At 61.0% G+C, this 15,245-nt stretch carries 14 protein-coding genes and 3 tRNA genes; 8 read left to right on the plus strand and 9 right to left on the minus strand.

Going from position 1 to position 15,245, the window contains the following annotated elements; translation table 11 throughout:
• Positions 1-80: 80 nt before the first annotated feature.
• Genes EC839_RS18755 through EC839_RS18770 form a run of 4 tightly spaced genes read right to left on the minus strand, consistent with a single transcriptional unit; the run spans position 81 to position 3,592 of the window.
• Positions 81-686, minus strand: a complete 606-nt coding sequence (locus EC839_RS18755) for a membrane integrity-associated transporter subunit PqiC (RefSeq protein ID WP_132832985.1) — start codon at positions 684-686, stop codon at positions 81-83.
• Positions 683-2,329 carry an intermembrane transport protein PqiB gene (locus tag EC839_RS18760; protein ID WP_132832986.1) on the minus strand — a complete coding sequence of 549 codons (1,647 nt, stop codon included), beginning with the start codon at positions 2,327-2,329 and terminating at the stop codon, positions 683-685. The genes EC839_RS18755 and EC839_RS18760 overlap by 4 nt, the downstream gene beginning before the upstream one ends.
• Positions 2,313-2,954, minus strand: a complete 642-nt coding sequence (locus EC839_RS18765) for a paraquat-inducible protein A (protein ID WP_132832987.1) — start codon at positions 2,952-2,954, stop codon at positions 2,313-2,315. The genes EC839_RS18760 and EC839_RS18765 overlap by 17 nt, the downstream gene beginning before the upstream one ends.
• Positions 2,951-3,592, minus strand: a complete 642-nt coding sequence (locus tag EC839_RS18770; RefSeq protein ID WP_132832988.1) for a paraquat-inducible protein A — start codon at positions 3,590-3,592, stop codon at positions 2,951-2,953. Before EC839_RS18770 ends, EC839_RS18765 begins: the two co-directional genes overlap by 4 nt.
• A gap of 954 nt (positions 3,593-4,546) precedes the next feature.
• Between EC839_RS18770 and EC839_RS24395 the strand changes: the two genes are divergently transcribed.
• From EC839_RS24395 to EC839_RS18800, 6 genes are all read left to right on the plus strand, one after another.
• Positions 4,547-5,104 carry a zinc-binding dehydrogenase gene (locus tag EC839_RS24395; protein ID WP_218568250.1) on the plus strand — a complete coding sequence of 186 codons (558 nt, stop codon included), beginning with the start codon at positions 4,547-4,549 and terminating at the stop codon, positions 5,102-5,104.
• Between the two features lie 531 nt (positions 5,105-5,635).
• Positions 5,636-6,073, plus strand: a complete 438-nt coding sequence (locus EC839_RS18780) for a TIGR03757 family integrating conjugative element protein (RefSeq protein ID WP_165904685.1) — start codon at positions 5,636-5,638, stop codon at positions 6,071-6,073.
• Positions 6,070-7,017, plus strand: coding sequence for a TIGR03756 family integrating conjugative element protein (locus tag EC839_RS18785; RefSeq protein WP_165904686.1), 948 nt, complete (start codon positions 6,070-6,072; stop codon positions 7,015-7,017). The genes EC839_RS18780 and EC839_RS18785 overlap by 4 nt, the downstream gene beginning before the upstream one ends.
• A 17-nt stretch (positions 7,018-7,034) precedes the next feature.
• Positions 7,035-8,408: an integrating conjugative element protein gene (locus EC839_RS18790; RefSeq protein ID WP_132832989.1), complete on the plus strand. Its 1,374-nt coding sequence runs from the start codon at positions 7,035-7,037 to the stop codon at positions 8,406-8,408.
• Positions 8,405-8,773, plus strand: a complete 369-nt coding sequence (locus EC839_RS18795; RefSeq protein ID WP_132832990.1) for a hypothetical protein — start codon at positions 8,405-8,407, stop codon at positions 8,771-8,773. The genes EC839_RS18790 and EC839_RS18795 overlap by 4 nt, the downstream gene beginning before the upstream one ends.
• Before the next feature lie 9 nt (positions 8,774-8,782).
• Positions 8,783-10,345 (plus strand): conjugal transfer protein TraG N-terminal domain-containing protein, encoded by a 1,563-nt coding sequence (locus tag EC839_RS18800; RefSeq protein WP_132832991.1) that lies wholly within the window; start codon positions 8,783-8,785, stop codon positions 10,343-10,345.
• A 35-nt stretch (positions 10,346-10,380) separates the two neighbouring features.
• Here the strand turns inward: EC839_RS18800 and EC839_RS25090 are convergent, their stop codons facing one another.
• Both EC839_RS25090 and EC839_RS18810 read right to left on the minus strand, forming a co-directional pair.
• A complete protein-coding gene (locus EC839_RS25090) occupies positions 10,381-10,713 on the minus strand; it encodes a DUF3742 family protein (protein WP_132832992.1) in 333 nt (110 codons plus the stop codon).
• A gap of 282 nt (positions 10,714-10,995) precedes the next feature.
• Positions 10,996-11,316, minus strand: a complete 321-nt coding sequence (locus EC839_RS18810) for a hypothetical protein (RefSeq protein ID WP_132832993.1) — start codon at positions 11,314-11,316, stop codon at positions 10,996-10,998.
• A 222-nt stretch (positions 11,317-11,538) separates the two neighbouring features.
• On the opposite strand from EC839_RS18810, the gene mobH reads away from it, so the two are divergent.
• Both mobH and xerC read left to right on the plus strand, forming a co-directional pair.
• Complete coding sequence (mobH, locus tag EC839_RS18815) at positions 11,539-13,401, plus strand: MobH family relaxase (RefSeq protein ID WP_132832994.1); 1,863 nt, start codon at positions 11,539-11,541, stop codon at positions 13,399-13,401.
• Positions 13,398-14,729 (plus strand): tyrosine recombinase XerC, encoded by a 1,332-nt coding sequence (xerC, locus tag EC839_RS18820; RefSeq protein WP_132832995.1) that lies wholly within the window; start codon positions 13,398-13,400, stop codon positions 14,727-14,729. Before mobH ends, xerC begins: the two co-directional genes overlap by 4 nt.
• Before the next feature lie 263 nt (positions 14,730-14,992).
• On the opposite strand, the gene EC839_RS18825 is transcribed toward xerC, so the two are convergent.
• The 3 genes from EC839_RS18825 to EC839_RS18835 all read right to left on the minus strand — a co-directional run bounded on the left by EC839_RS18825 (position 14,993) and on the right by EC839_RS18835 (position 15,236).
• Positions 14,993-15,068 (minus strand) — tRNA-Lys (locus tag EC839_RS18825).
• A 5-nt stretch (positions 15,069-15,073) separates the two neighbouring features.
• Positions 15,074-15,150: transfer RNA gene (locus EC839_RS18830), tRNA-Pro, on the minus strand.
• A gap of 10 nt (positions 15,151-15,160) precedes the next feature.
• Positions 15,161-15,236: transfer RNA gene (locus EC839_RS18835), tRNA-Asn, on the minus strand.
• Positions 15,237-15,245 lie beyond the last annotated feature (9 nt).

The raw sequence follows: 15,245 nt of genomic DNA on the forward strand, positions 1-15,245 counted from the left end.
GGCCGTTGCTAGAAGCAACGTATCGCGTTGTCATGGATGTCGACGCATAGCAAAGCGGCGGCGGTACACAGCTGATAGAGTTATGGCTCCCCTACCAGGCACTTCGTAACGCTCTCGTTTACGAAGGCGCGCGCCACCGGTTCGATGCGCCTGGCCAGGGTCGCCAGGGCCTGGCGATGCGCCGCCACGACCTCGGCATAGGAGCCGCCGGCGGGCTGGCTGATCCGGCTGCCACAGGTGAGCACCCGCTCGCCGCCCGGTTCGGCCAGGCGCAGGGTCCAGAGCGAGTCCTGCTGGACGCTGCGCCCGGGCTGCGAATCGAAGCGCTGCAGATCCACCTTGATGCGCAGCACCGGGGCGCCACTGCCGCGCGGGGCATCGCCCAGGTCCAGGGTGCCGAGGTCGCGGGACAGGTCGGCGGACAGGGCGCTGCGCACCTCGTCGGCCAGGGGCGCGATCCAGCGTTCGTTTTCCAGCAGGGCGATGCCGTCGCCCTGGCGCACCACCAGCTGCGGCTGATCCACCTGGGGCGGCACCGAGACGCCTTGCAGGGCGAAGCGGAAGTCCGCCGCGCGCGCCTGGCTGGCGGGCTCCGCGGCGCTGGTCAGGGTGTGGTAGTTGAGCGGCGCCTTGGACGAACAGGCGGCCAGCAGCAGAGGCAAAGCCAGACAGGTCAGGCGCTTCATTGCAGTTTTCCTTTGGCGGGATCGCGGGAGCCCGGTTCGAACTTGGGCGGCGGATCGGTCACCAGACCGCGGATCAGGGATTCCGGATGGCGGCCGAGGTAGTCGCCGAACACGCGCAGGGAGCGTGCCATGCGCTGCATCTCTTCCAGGGTCTGGGTCAGATTCTGCTGCACCGGGGAATCCGCGCCCAGGCTCTGGCTGGCGCTGCCGGTAAGTTGCTGCACGCCCATCAGGGTGGTGGTCAGCTGCGGCAGGACCCCGGCGTTGAGCTGTTTGAGGGTGCCGCTGAGCTGCGCCAGGCTGGTGTCGAGATTCTTGCCGATGGAATCGAAGGGGATCTTGTCGATCTTGTTGACGATGCCGGCCATCTGCTCCTGCAGGCGATCGAAGCTGCCGGTGACGGTAGGGATCGACAACGGCTTGGCCTGGGGATCGAAGGCCACCTTGGGCGCATTGGGCACGAAGTCGACGGAAATGTAGAGCTGGCCGGTCAGCAGGTTGCCGGTGCGGGCCTGGGCGCGCAGACCCCGGGCCACCCAGCCGGCGAACAGCTTGCCGTCGCGGTCCTTGGTCTCGATGCGCTTGCCGACGTCGCCCAGCCGCTGGGGATAGATGACCGCGCCGACGATCAGCGAGAAGCGATCCTGGGCGTCCTCGTAGTCAGGGGTCAGGGACACCACCCGGCCGACGTTCATGCCCAGGAATTCCACCGGTGCGCCGGTCGCAAGCCCGCGCAGCGACTGCTGGAATCTCATCCGCACATAGAAGGGCTCGCCATCCGGCGGCGCCAGGGCGCTGGTCTGGTCGTCGAACAGGGTGAAACTCTGGTCTTCGTCGGCCTCCTGCGGATCCTTCGGCCATTCGGGGGTGACGAAGGCGATGCCTCCGGCGGCAACCGTGGCCAGCGACTGGGTTTTGAGGGTGAGACCACTCGCGCTTAGGGCTACATCGACGCCGCTGGCGTTCCAGAAACGGGTATTGGTGGTAACGAAGCGGTCGTAGGGCGAATCGATGAAGACCTGAGCGCTGACGTCCTTGCCATCCGGATTGAGGTGGAAGGACACCACCCGGCCGACCTGGATGCGCCGGTAATAGACTGGTGAGCCTACATCCAGTGAGCCTAGATCATCGGCAGTTATAATGAACCTCTTGCCCGAAGTGCCGTGGATCAGTGCCGGTGGTTGCTCCAGGCCCTGAAAGTCGCGCTTAGGATCGGTAGAGTCACCGATGTCAGCGCCGATAAAGGCACCCGACAGCAGGGTATCGACCCCCGAAACGCCGTTGACGCCGAAGCGCGGACGCACCACCCAGAAGCGCGCGCCCTTGGTAGCGAAGCCCTCGGCAGACTTCTCCAGCTCGATAGTGGCGGTCACTCGATCACGATCCGAGGCCAGCTGGATGTCGCTGACGGTGCCGATGACCACGTTCTTGTACTTGACCTGGGTCTTGCCGGCTTCCAGGCTTTCGGCGGTGAGAAAGGTCGCCGTGATGGTAGGCCCGCGCGAGGCCCAGCTGTGGATCACCATGGACAGCCCGATCAGGGCCGCCACGATAGGCACCAGCCAGATCAGCGATACGCTCCAGCGACTGCGGCGTACCTCGGGGGTAGGCGCCAGGGCGTCGGGTTCATGCCTGTCCGTCATCGTTCACCTCTGCATCCCAGATCAAGCGGGGATCGAAACTCATCGCGGCGAGCATCGTCAGCACCACCACAAAACCAAAGAACACAATACCCAGGCGCGGCGCCGCCGAACTCAGGGCACCGAAGTGCACCAGCGCTGAGACCAGGGCCACCACGATCACGTCGAGCATCGACCAGTAGCCGATCAGCTCAACGAAGCGATAGAGCCGGGCGCGCTGAGCCATCGCCCAGTCACTGCGGCGTTGGCAAGTCACCAGCAGGGTGCCGAGCACCAGAAACTTGATGGAAGGCACCGCCACGCTGGCGATGAAGATGACCAGGGCGACGCCCCAGGAGCCGCCCTCCCAGAATTCAACCACCCCTTCAAGAATGGTACTTTCCGCGCCTTTTCCAAGCACACCGGTGAACATCACCGGTAAAACGTTGGCCGGAATATAGAGAATTAAGGCAGCTATCAGGTAAGCCCAAGTCTTGGCATAGGCGTTGGGCTTACGTCCGTGCAGCGCCGAGCCGCAGCGGGGGCAACCGGCCTCGTGATGGCGTGGCGCCGGGCAAAGTCTTCCACAGACATGGCACAGGCAGAGGCGAAGTTTATCGGCACGCGGGGGGAGGCGGAGTGCGCTCATGAATCGCGCTCCCCGACGGCGTCCCACAGCGGATGCAGGTCGCGCTTAGCGATGATCAGCAGGACCACCATCAGCCCCACCATTCCGAACAGTCCAGCCCCTATCACCACATGCACCAAGCCAATCAGCTTGATCATCGCAACCAGAGTGCCAAGCACGAAAACCTCGATCATGCTCCAGGGCCGCAGGTAATGCAGGGTGACCATGGCCTTAGCGAAACCGGGTGCACGATGGCCGGCTTGGGCGAAGCTGAGTACCCATAGAAGCAAAACAATCTGCAGCAACGGCACTACAAACAAGGTCATGGCCACTACTAGCCCCATGATCTCAGAGAAGCCGCCCCTCATAGCCATTACAGAACCCAACAGGGTTGACTCGCTGTGCAGACCACTCAGTTTCAGTTGCAGGATGGGGCTCACGTTGGCGATCACGAACAGCACCGCGGCGGCGATCGCCAGGGCCAGTAGCCCTTGGATATCCAGGCGGCTGGCGCGATAGAGCAAGGCGCCGCAGCGCAGGCAATGCGCCCGCTCGCCCGAGACAAGGGGTCCTAAGCGATGAACCGAATCACAATGCTCGCAGATCACCAGGCGGTTACCAGCGGCAACCGATGTACGAGGTAGGGATTGGTCGGACATGTTTCTACCCAGTCGCACTCTCGAACGAGCAATGCGCGTTGATTTTGTTACACCCTTGGGGCCCTTGCGTTAAACCAAGGCGCTCACCAAACGCCAAAGCGCCGGCATCTTACATACATTTTCACACGTATGTATATTTTTGATGGCAATATGACGATAGGAGCAACAAAACTGTGTGCTTCGTCATGCCGGCATTGGAACCGCTTAGAGTCATTCAGGAGCAGCGACAACTGCTACCGATCCAATCGCCTCCAACGGTCTGTACCCGCGCATTCTTTTCCTTCTCCGTGCGAGAAGACGTGCTATGTAGCTGGAGGTGCCCAAGCATCAGGCTATGGTCTGAGATTGCTACGCGGGGCAGCTCTAAACAAACTCTCTGAGGGTAGCCTCGCCTACCATCGGGCTGCCATACGTAGGCTGGTTGACCAGCAGCTTTACTCTTGCGAAGGCTTCCTCAGAACTTCGCCTGACCGCCTCGGCCTACACAGGCAACCTGCGCAACGCCATTAGATTAGCCTGCGGCAACCACGCTGGCATCGTCACCGTTAACCGCCTCCGCGACGGCGCTACCTCTATCGCATTTGGTGGCTACATGGTCGGATGGAGCGGGCGAGGTCGTCACGATCGGTGAAGCCGTGACGCGCACGAAGGTGGGCGATCGCGTCAGTGCCTCATGCCACCCGCACTGGATCGACGGCCCCCCCGCGTCCGGAGTGTCAGCTCCACAGCCTCGGCATCACCACCGATGGTTGGCTGGCCGAGCAGATCATAGTCCACGAGAACGCTATCGTTCACATGCCGGACTACATGTCCTACGCCGAAGCAGCATCTCTATCGTGCGCTGCTGTTACTGCCTGGACCGGGCTCAACCTGTCGTCACCCCTATAAGCGGGTGAGACGGTGCTGGTTCAGGGCACAGGGGGCGTTGCGCTCTTCTCGCTCCAAGGGGCGACGATGTTCGGCGCGAAAGTCCTCGCGATCACATCGTCCGATGAGAAGGCGGAACGTCTCGAGGCGCTGGGAGCCGCGGCGGTGGTCAACTACCGGACCCATCCCGACTGGGATAAGGAAATCCTCGCCCTCACCGACGGCCGAGGGGTCGACAAGACCATCGACATCGCAGGCGATAAGACGATCGCGAAGTCGGCGGCGGCAACCCGCAAGGGCGGCGACATCACGCTGGTCGGCTTCACCAGCGGCTTCGGCGGCGGCCTTCCGCCGATCGATATTCTCTCGCGCAGCCTTCACGTGGCGGGAACAGCGATTGGACCGAGGGCGAACTTCGAAGCACTGCTGCGGGCCATGGCTCTGCACGAGATGCATCCGGTCCTCGATCAGACCTTCCCGTTCGCGGACTACCAGGCAGCTTATCAGCGGCTCAAGAGCGGCAACCACGTCGGCAAGGTCGCGATCGAGGTCGCGAACTGCGATCGCCATGTGAATAGATATGGCCCTGGCGACGAACAATCCGGGCTAATTTACTTTAGATCCCGCGAAACCAATCCGCCGTGAATTTCTATTTACATCCACGAAAGCGTTTTATAACCGTGTGATAACTTCATTCGGTAGCCCGCATAGCTACCTAGCGAATGCTCTTGCCCGCCCGTTGCTCCACGGAGCGGGATTTTTTTTAGCCTTAGACGCCGGTGATAAGCACACCTCTCGCACGTACTGCTGCAGCGCAGCTATCTGGCTTCGGGCAGCGGTGGGCAGCTTACCAACGTTCGTCGCTGGCATTTGAATGGCTGTGAAGGATCGCTAGCGGTCGCTTTTCGACGTCCGCTTTTGGCCAACTGCCGCCCCACGCGAAGGTCTGCAATGGGTCGATAGCAGCCCTCAAGCTTTACCGACGCCATTAAAGCCATCCCGAACTGTTCACGGAAAATCCCGCGGACAGTTGCATTTGCTTCGGAAACCCACAGCAGGCTCCCTCCATCCGGATGTAGGTATCTCAACCTCCAGCGGCGTAGATATGGTTTCCCGCTGACCCAGCCCACATGATCGCGTTTCCTGTACCAGCCACTTCTCTGCCTGGTACCGCGCATGTCCATTTCCCCCCCTACCTTCTCAGCAGGCTTGAAAGCCCGCCTGCTGGGCTTTGTCCTGGCCACCGCCTGCGTCCCCTTCGCCACAGCGGATGTGCTGGCCATCTCCGACGCTGCTCATCCCCTTATCAACAGCGCCGGCGCCCGGGTTGTGCTCTTGGATGCCCCGGAACGTCTTGAGCAGCAGCTCTCCGAAGGCCTGCCGGCGGATCCGCGCCGAGCCGTAGCCATCATGCAGCAGCGGATGCGTTCGGCCTCCGCGCAGCAGCTGGGGCGGGAGCTTGCCAGGGCGCACCAGGACGTGGCCGATGCCTGGAGCCTGGGTGTGGCCAAGCTGCCGGCAGTCGTGGTGGATCGCCAGTATGTGGTCTATGGCCAGCCCGACGTGGCGGCCGCCGTGGCCAGCATCGAGCGCTACCGGAGTACCGGACGATGAGTCGGCAGCTGCAACGTCTTAGGCGCCTTACCCTGGCGATCCCGCTGGCCACCAGCCTGCAAGCCACCGCAGCGGTCACCACCGCCACCATTGTGTCGTCCTCGCTCTCGCCCGACTGCCTCGAATACAAGGTGGTCGGCATCTGCTACTGGCTGTTCTGCACCCCCTACGGCTGCAAGGTGAAGACCTCGGCTAAGGTACGGCACTTCGTGCCCGATGCCGTGGTGTCCAGCTACGCCAATACCGGCGAGAACCCGTGGACTGAGATGGCCTCTTTCAGCCCCGTCAGCAGTGTCGCCGCCGGCGGCAATGACCCGGGCGACAGCGCGACCCAGGCCAACACCACGATCAGCGCGCGCTTCAAGAACACCGATGTCATCGGCCACCCGGGCGGCTACGCCTTCAGCCAGTTTGCCAGCGGCTCAGGCTACGTCTGCAAGGGCGCAGCCACCGCCTATATGCCCTACCTGCTGAGCAACTACGACTACCTGGCTTGGCGGTACGGCATCCCTGAGGCCGTCTATCCGGAGGCCCTTACCCCGGGTAAGCGTGAAGTGGGCAGCACCCTGTCGGGGAACCTCTGGGGCAACGTCTATCCGCGCAGCGGCTTCCTGCATCAGCCCGACGACTACAAGGCCGCGGCGGTCCTGGCCCAGCGCGCCGGCGACGTGGTTACGCGCTCTGGCCAGATTCACGTCTACCAGTCGCTGCTGGCTCAGCCAGAAGACGGCTACTGGCCCGCTGGCGAACTGCTCGAGGGCGATGCCACCACCGGCAAGTGGCAGGAGCTCACGCCCACGCTGAGCCAGAGCTGCGCTGCCTTTCCCAACCCGGGCCCTCACGTCCAAGACGCCGTGGGCGCCTATGCCTGGGCGCTGTGGCGCCCCTACAGCTGCTGCAAGCGTGAAGGCCAAGTCTTCCTGGGCAGCACCGACTTTCAATGATCAGGGAGCCGTCGATCATGAGCACCACTCGCCTCACCCTGCTGGCCAGCACTTGCCTGACCGGCCTTCTCCTCGGCAGCGCTGTCCAGGCGGCTGAGCCCTACCGTGTGCAGTCCCAGGGCAGCGTCATCGGTGACGACGTGCTCTACAGCATCGGCGGCGGCAATGCCGTGTCGATGGGCAGCGTCGGCAACATGGACAGCATCCAGATTGGCGGTGGCTGGAACACCAACCTGATCTGCGGAAACATGAGCCTCACCAATACCCTGCAGAACCAGCTCAACGGGGCCACTCAGGGCTTCCAGACCATCATGAGCTCGGTGCTGCAGAATGCCACCGGCGCAGTTGCCTCCCTACCCGGCCTGATCCTGCAGCGCGCCAACCCAGGCCTGTACAACCTCATCACCAACGGCATTGGCCAGGCGCGCCTGGACTTCGATCGCTCGAAGGGCACCTGCCGCGCGATCGCCGACAAGATGCTCGATGTCGCCGGCGGCCAGGTCGGCTGGAACAAGCTCGCTGAGGGGGAGGCAATGAAGTCGGCCGCTGCCGGCACCACCGATGCCGTCGCCGCGATCAACCAGGTCGAGCAGAAGAGCGGGAATGAGGGCGTAACCTGGGTCGGCGGAAGCAAGGCTGGTGGCAGTGGCCAGCAGCCCATCAAGGTGGTCAGCGACGTTACCAAGGCCGGTTACAACTTGCTGAGCGGCCGCGCGCCCACCGCCACCGGCTCGATCCCGGCCAGCAGCTGCAACGGTGGCCTCGTTTGCAGCACCTGGTCGTCGCCGCAGGAGGCTGCGACCTTCGCCACCCGGGTGCTGGGCGAGCAACAGCAGCAGACCTGCGACAACTGCCAGAAGACCGTGACCCAGGCCGGGGTGGGGCTAACCCCACTTATTCAGGAGACCTACGACACCAAGCTCAAGGCGGTGAATGCGCTGATCGCCGGCACCCAGCCGATGACGGCCGAGAACCTGGCCGCGGCCGGCAGCAACTCCATCCCGATCACCCGCGGCATCATCGAATCGCTGCGTACCGAGCAGGACCAGGACGTGCTGGCCAAGCGGCTCGTGTCCGAGGTCTCCCTAGCCGATGTGATCGAGAAGGCGCTGTCGCTGGTCCGTACTCTGGCTGCTGGCCGCCAGGAGCCCAACGTCGCCGCCAACCAGGTTGCCCAGACGCAGGTCGACCAGAACGCCGCCAACCTGCAGGTCGAGATACAGAACCTCAAGACCGAGCTGGACATGCGCCGGGAGCTAGCCGGCAACTCGCCGACCACCATCCTGCAGCGCGCCTCGATCCGCAAGGACGCCTCCAAAGGCATCTTCCAGGGCGATCCGCTGCCGAACCGGCTTGATCGCACCGAGAACCCGGCGAAGAAAGGCGAATGACCATGACGAAATCCTCGTGGACTCAGCGCGTTTGGACCGGACTCAGGATCGGCCGGCGCGGCCTTCGTCTGACCTGGTCGTTGCTATGGCCCTTCCTGCTGGCGGTAGCGATCGCCCTGGGCTTCGTGCTTGTGACGGCCTGGGGCTTCGGCGACCTGCAGAGCTACCGCCAGTGGCAGGCTGAGCACCATGGCCACTTCCTGGCGTGGCGGCTGTGCCTATACACCGGCTTGATCTGCTGCTGGTGGCCGGTCAGGCGTCGGCTGATAGCCATGACCGATGAGCGCGGCCGTATCTATCGCTGTGAGGGGCTCGCCCTGGTGGTCATCGGCCTCTTTGAACTGCGCAACGCCGGCGTGCTGTAGGAGATTGCCATGCAGCTCTATACCAACGACTACCTCGAGTACTACCTGACCCTCGTGGGCTGGATCATCAACAGCGGCATCTGGGAGATGATCGGTGGGACCGGACTGTTTGCCGCGCCGTTCGCCGCCATCATCATCCAGGAGTGGCTGCGCGCCCGCGGCGAGGGCCAGGACGAAGGCAACAAGGGTGCTTTGAGCCTAGCGCGCATCGAGAACCGGTTCTTCGTGGCCCTGGTCGTCATCATGCTCGGCCTGATGCCGCTCCCGAATGCGAACGTCAGCTTCTCGACCATCCAGTACGACCAGACCCGCTCCAAGCAATGCCAGGTCGACGTGCCCAAGCCGGACGGAACGGGCTGGGGAACGTCGTTCAGCACCCTCAACGGCAAGAGCGCCCAGGTGCCGGTCTGGTGGATGGTGGTCCACGCCCTGTCGAAGGGCATGGCGGCCGGCGCTGTGGCCAGCATTCCCTGTGGTCAGGATCTGCAGCAGCTGCGTATGGAGGTGAACGCCGAGCGGATCGACAATCCCCTCCTCGCCCAGGAGGTCGCCGACTTCACCAACGACTGCTACGCCCGGGCTCGCGCCAAGCTGTTCATGACCCAGCCCACCCTGACCGACAAGCAGTATCTGGACGTCAGCTGGATCGGCTCGAAGTACTTCCTCAACACCAGCGGCTACTACAGCGATGGCAGCTCGGGCTTCCGCTCCCATACCCCGCGTACGGCATGGCCCTACGATGCTACCCGGGACGCGGGCCTGGCACAGACCACCGGCGGAGGTGGCTACCCTACCTGCACCCAGTGGTGGTCGGACGGCTCTAAGGGCCTTAAGGCACGACTGCTGGCACAGGTTGAACCGGACACCCTGACCAAGCTGGCCAAGTGGGCAAGCTTCATGTCACAGGACGAGGTGAATGACTCAGTGATTCGGGACTTGGTGTCGCCGAAGAAGCAGACGTTGACACAGGGGCAGGTCTACGGGGACTACGGTGGCCAGATCGGCAGCTCGCTGTACAACGATGCCGCCAGGGTCACAGCCGGCCTGGGACAGGCAGTGGGCTCGCTCGCGTACTTCCCGGCCATGGACAGCGTCCGGCAGGCCGCGCCGATGGTGATGGCCTTTCTGAAGATGGCCTTCATCATCTGCATCCCCATCGTACTGGTACTGGGGACCTATGACCTCAAGGTGGCCATGACGCTCACGTTTGCCCAGTTCGCACTGATCTTCGTGGACTTCTGGCTGCAATTGGCGAGGTGGGTCGACAGCACCATCATGGATGCGCTGTATGGCACCGGGATCTACAAAGTGAATAACACCGCGCCCCACGCGAACTTCGACCCCATCATCGGCCTGAGCAATATGCAGGGAGACATGTTGCTGAACTACGTGATGGGGGCAATGTTCCTGATTTTGCCAGCCTTTTGGGTCACAGCTATGTCTTGGACGGGCTTCAAAGTAGGTGGTGTAGTTGATGGTCTCAGCAAAGCGACCAAAGGCGCTGCTGACGCATCTTCTGAGGGCGGCCGAATGGCTCAAGGGGCAGTGAAGAAGACAGCAGGTGGTGGCTGATAAGCAGCGGATTTAGCGGACTGAAGATAGCTAAATCAGTCCGCTCTATCACCCAGCATATCGAGGGGAAAACCGTAAACATCCCGGCCATGAGGGGCGTCAGGATCACGGGATACGCTACCGCCAGCGTTCGAAATGAAAAAGCTTGCAACGAGAGCTGCAGCCACAACTCCCAGTGCCATCAAAGAAACTGACGCCAGGCTCAGCGCTAACAAAGCTCGAACAGACCATTTCAGGAATAAGACGACATGAACAGGAAGTCTCATGCGCGCCAAGCTACTCCAAAGGCGCGACTCGGTACGGAGGACCCAATTGACTGCACCACCAACGGTGGCACCGAAGCGAGCTGCGTTCGAGGTGATAGTCATGAGAAACCCTAGAATACCGCAGAGGGATTGCGTTATGACATCACTTATACGCCCCAACTCACTAGCCTGCAACAGCTTTATCGTGCTAGGCCCAGCCGAGATCTGAGCAATCTGTCACATCATTCAAGGGTTTAGGAGCGGAAATGGGCTGGAGCAAAGGAGGGAATGGAAGGGAGCTTTAAGGGTAAAAGCCCTACCAGAAAGGGCCTCCGCTTTCGCTTCGGGATGACACGCTACGAAAGGGAGGCAAGCAGAAAGCGCAGTCACTTTACTCGTTACAGACTAAACGAACTCTTGCTCAGCTTTTGCCAATAGATCCCTGAGAGCCTGGATAGCAGACTTTCTCTCATCCACCGGGAGTTGCCTCAGGTCCTTCAGGGTTTCAAGATCCTCTTGCTCCTGGTCAAGATCGCTATCCTCCAGAGTCGACCTTTGGCAATCAAACCCACCACTGGCTGCGGCCATCGCATAGCCGAAACGCAGAAAAGCCTCCTTGCGGTCGTCGGACATTTTTCGATAGTAGTCGACGACTTCCCACTCATTTGTCGTGAGTGGCACCAGCCGGATCTGTGGATTATCCGGGTTGGAAGTTGTTTCGGTCATGATGTACGGCTCCAAAGGATGGGTTGATACTGCCCCACAATGCTGTCCGCTACGCCACCAACCTTCCACGGTAAACCGCAAACTCAGCGTATGAGGTTGCCTTCGGCCGCACAAAGCTGGCCTCCGGCCAGTCCAACCTCCTGAACCGTGATAGCGGTTTACCATTGTTCGGCCGATCGTACTGATCGACAACGCAGGCCCAAGAACCGCCAAGGGCATGCCATGTTCGATCTATTTTTCAGGAAGAAAGCCCCACCCTCCGCTCCTCCAGGCCCCTGCAAACAAGGCTTTACAATGCCGTCTGCAGGCAAGGACCTACTGGCCCTCCCCCGCCGGCAGAAGCTCATCGAGAACATCTGGCAGCGGACGTCGCTGTCCCGCGAGCAGTTCGCCTCACTCTATCGGGATCCTCTCGGGCGCTACGCTGACCTGGTCCAGCAACTTCCCGCTTCGGAAAACCACCACCACGCCTATCCCGGGGGCCTGCTCGACCACGGGCTGGAGATCGTCGCATACGCACTGAAGATCCGGCAGAACTACCTCCTCCCCATCGGCGCACCGCCTGAGTCACAAGCAGCCCAGGCCGAAGCGTGGTCAGCAGCAGTAGCCTACGGCGCCCTCCTCCACGACTTGGGCAAGATCGCCGTCGACATCGAGGTCGTCTTCGAAGACGGCAAGCCATGGCACCCCTGGCACGGCCGCATTGAGAAGCCCTACCGCTTCAGATACGTCAAAGGTCGCGACTACCAACTTCATGGCGCTGCCTCAGCACTCGTCTATTTCCAGGTGCTGCCGCCCCACGTGCTGGACTGGCTCAGTGGCTACCGCGAGCTATGGTCATCGCTGATCTTCGTCTTGGCCGGGCAATACCAGCATGCCGGCGTACTGGGCGAGATGATCGTCCAGGCCGACCAGGCGAGTGTCGCCCAGGAGCTCGGCGCCAACCCGCAACGTGCGATGGAGGCGCCCAAGAACACGATCCAGCGGCAGCTGGCAGACGGGTTGCGCACCCTAGTCATCGAGAAGTTCAAGCTGAACCAGCCAGACGGGCCCTCGGACGGGTGGCTGACCCAGGATGCGCTATGGCTCGTCAGCAAGCCGGCCTCAGACCAGTTGCGGGCACTGATGCTCTCCCAAGGCGTAGAAGGTATCCCCACCTCGAACGCCCCATTCTTCAACCTGATCCAGGACCAGGCCATCATCCAGGTCAACGCCCAGGACAAGGCTATCTGGAAGGCAACGATCGACACCGGCCACGGCTGGAAGAACACCTTCACCTTACTCAAGGTATCCCCCGCACTTATCTGGCCAGATCCTGCAGATCGACCAGCTCCATTTACCGGAACTCTCACACTCGAGCAGACAGACGGTGGAGAGCCAGAGCAGCAGCGGGGTGATATAGCGAGCAATATCATTTCGCCATCAATCGCGATAACACATACTGTGACGGATGTCACATCCTTCCAAAAGACAGTCCATTCCGAAACACTGCCGCCGCCCGCATTCCAGACCGGTTTGGACTCCATGGAAGACACCCTCGCACTGGCCGATGAACTCTTTGGCCATACGACCTCAGCCGCTCCACTCACTCTGCCCCAACCGACTATCGACCTCGCTCTCGATGACCAGGAAGCCCATACAGTCGAGGATGTTTCTGCGGCTGCAGTCGCGGTACCAGGTGCAGCGGAGCTAGGTCAGGCATTCATAGACTGGGCTCGTCACGGAGTCCTATCCCACAAGCTGGTGATCAACGATGCCAAGGCGATGATCCACACCGTGGATGGCACCGCGTTCTTGGTGAGTCCGGGGCTCTTCAAACGCTATGCCCTAGAACACCCTCATCTGCAGAAGGAGGCAAAGGAGCGCGATATCGATCCATGGCAACTGGTACAGCGTGCATTTGAGAAACTCAAAATCAATCGCAAGACGGCAGACAACCTCAACATCTGGACTTGCGAGGTTATCGGTCCGCGAAAATCCAAGTCGCTTAAGGGCTATCTGCTGCAGGATCCCACTTCAATCTTCGCTCAGCCGCCATTCGACAATCCCAGCATCAAACTGCAGGTCACGGAGGCAGAGCAATGAACCTGCCGCTGTTTGAGCTCACGGAGAAATTTATCGCTCTGAGCGACTTCCGCCTCGCCACTGAGAAAATCTACCGCGCGGCCGCACGCGCATTCATACGCCGCTTCGAGGATCTATCGCTCGAACAAGTTGATCGAGAGAAAATTATCGAGTGGCGGAAGCAATTGCTGGATCAAGGCTTGAGCAAGCGGAGCTGGAACACCTATAGCAGCCACCTCAAGACCATCGCCGAGTTCGGCATCAATGAGGGGCTCGTCGACCTACAGCGTAACCCCTTCAAAAAGACAAGCGTGGTGCCGCCGAAGCGAAGGAAGAAAACGGTCGCTCGCAGCGCAATCGAGCGCGCACGTGATCTTCTACTCCTGCTGGAGCAAGACGAACTCAAGGAGCAGAAGCGGGCCAAAATCACCCCTGCCTGGTTCTGGCTGATCGTATTCGAGACCTTCCATCTCACTGGGATACGGTTGAACGCCCTGCTCTCAATACGCCTGCAGGACATAGACCTTGAGGAGAACCTGATCGTAATTCGCGGAGAACTGGAGAAGACACACCGCGAGTTCGCAGTGCCGATTCCCACAGCCCTCTACCCACACCTGATCCGACTACTGGATACTGCAGTGTCATGCGGATTTGAGCCTGCCGATCAGCTGTTCAACGTCAACCGATTCTCAAGCCACTACCGCCGCGACGTGATGAACGACAATCAGGTCGAGGCCATGTACACGAAGCTAATTCGCATGACGGGTGTGAGGATGACTCCCCATCGATTCAGGCATACCTTGGCCAGCGACTTGATGCGGCAGCCTGACCGGAACATCCACGTCACCATGCAGCTCCTGAACCACTCGAATATGGCGACTACGATGGAGTACATCGAGCCAGACTATGAGGTGATGCGCGATGCCATGAACGATAGGGTCGAAGCGGCCAAGCCGAAGCATCGGCAACGGGCTCGTGTCGATTACGGCGCTCCGGTGCCAGCTATCACTAAAGCACCATCGCACCATTCGACACCTGCTCTGACTGACATGACAGCGCCCTCTGCGACAGTGGTCCAGGCCTCTCCGCGTGCGCTACCAGCGCCCAACCCTCGCACTGAGCAACGTTCAGCTGTATCTCACCATGAGCGATCTGACCCATTTGCTGGTCCAGATTTGGAAGAGATGGCCTACCAGGTAAGGCAGTTGAGCCAGCTACTATCGTCCAGTGGGCTGGATCAGCTACTACTGAGATCTGGGCATTCGATGACGACGGAAACTCGGCTCCAGGCCAGCCCTGTCAAAGTCTCCCCAGCAAGCAGATTCGAAGTCCGCTCTAAATCAGGGTGACCGACCCCTTCGCTTCGAGTCCTCAAAGTCGCCGTTCATCTGAAATTGAGAACTAGCTCTCAAGGATCGCCTGCGCGCCTTCGATAGATAACAGCCGTAATAACATGCCTTCCAGGCTCCTAGCCCAGTGCCAGAGCGTCATTGGCATGAGATATCGCGGTTTGACATCACTTCATTGCGAAGCTATGTTTCGCGACAGACGGCTGCTTGTATTAGCTGCGAGAAACGCCAAAACCCTCCGCAAGGAGGGTTCTGGGTGAAGTTGGTGGGTCGTGCAGGATTCGAACCTGCGACCAATTGGTTAAAAGCCAACTGCTCTACCGACTGAGCTAACGACCCAAATATGGTCGGGGTAGGGGGATTCGAACTCCCGACATCCTGCTCCCAAAGCAGGCGCGCTACCGGGCTGCGCTATACCCCGAGAATGGAAGTGGCTCCGCGACCTGGACTCGAACCAGGGACCCAATGATTAACAGTCATTTGCTCTACCGACTGAGCTATCGCGGAATTTCGATC

This window comes from Pseudomonas sp. JUb52, assembly GCF_004341115.1.
Taxonomy (GTDB): domain Bacteria; phylum Pseudomonadota; class Gammaproteobacteria; order Pseudomonadales; family Pseudomonadaceae; genus Chryseomonas; species Chryseomonas oryzihabitans.